Annotated in this window: 1 protein-coding gene; it reads right to left on the bottom strand. The window is 65.7% G+C overall.

All coding sequences use genetic code 11. The features are described from left to right. The coding region (locus CT676_RS43700; protein ID WP_135217360.1) for a UDP-glucose/GDP-mannose dehydrogenase family protein at positions 1-1,206 on the bottom strand (1,206 nt) is incomplete at its 3' end. Positions 1,207-1,213: the final 7 nt, after the last annotated feature.

Here is a 1,213-nt window from a genome sequence, read left to right as displayed (position 1 = left end):
CGCCTTCAGCCGGCCGAGATCGAGCGCGCGGAACTGCACCCATTCGGTGACGATGACGAGCGCATCGGCGCCTTGCGCGCAGGAATAGGCGTCCTCGCAATAGGTGATGTTCGGCAGCTCGCCCTTGGCCTGCTCCATGCCGACGGGATCGAAAGCCTTGACCGTCGCGCCCATGTCGATCAGGCCGGTGACGAGCGGAATCGACGGCGCATCGCGCATGTCGTCGGTGTCGGGCTTGAAGGTGAGGCCGAGCACGGCGATGGTCTTGCCGCGCAAGCTACCGCCGAGCGCCTGGCTGACCTTGCGCGCCATCGCGCGCTTGCGGTTCTCGTTGACGGCCAGCACGGCTTCGACGATGCGCAGGCTCACGTCATAGTCCTGCGCGATCTTGATCAGCGCCTTGGTGTCCTTCGGGAAGCAGGAGCCGCCGAAGCCGGGCCCCGCATGCAGGAACTTGGTGCCGATGCGGTTGTCGAGGCCGATGCCGCGCGCGACTTCCTGCACGTCGGCGCCGACCTTTTCCGAGAGATCGGCGATCTCGTTGATGAAGGTGATCTTGGTCGCAAGGAACGCGTTCGCGGCGTATTTGATCATTTCGGCGGTGCGGCGCGCCGTGAACATCAGCGGGGCCTGGTTCAGCGACAGCGGGCGATAGACGTCGCCCATCACCTTGCGGCCGCGCTCGTCGGAGGTGCCGACGACGACGCGATCGGGATACTTGAAGTCGCGGATCGCCGCGCCCTCGCGCAGGAATTCGGGGTTGGAGGCGACGACGACGTCCGCCGCAGGGTTGGTCTCGCGGATGATGCGCTCGACCTCGTCGCCGGTGCCGACCGGGACGGTCGACTTGGTCACGACGACGGTGAAGCCCGACAGCGACTGCGCGATCTCGCGCGCGGCGGCGTAGACATAGGACAGATCGGCGTGACCGTCGCCGCGGCGCGAGGGCGTGCCGACCGCGATGAAGACGGCATCGGCGTCCGCGACCGGCTTCGACAAATCGGTGGTGAAGTCGAGCCGCTTGGCCTTCACATTGGTCGCGACCAGTTCGTCGAGGCCGGGCTCGTAGATCGGAATCTCGCCGCGATGAAGCGCCGCGATCTTCTTCTCGTCCTTGTCGACGCAGGTGACGTCGTGACCGAAATCCGCAAAGCAGGCTCCGGACACCAGTCCCACATAGCCCGTTCCGATCATCGCGATTCGCATGAAAAAC

It is taken from the genome of Bradyrhizobium sp. MOS001 (assembly GCF_004634465.1).
In the GTDB taxonomy this organism is placed as follows: Bacteria; Pseudomonadota; Alphaproteobacteria; order Rhizobiales; family Xanthobacteraceae; genus Bradyrhizobium; species Bradyrhizobium barranii.
The sequence above is the reverse complement of the archived record's forward strand: the minus strand, read 5'-3'. Positions and strand labels throughout refer to the sequence as shown.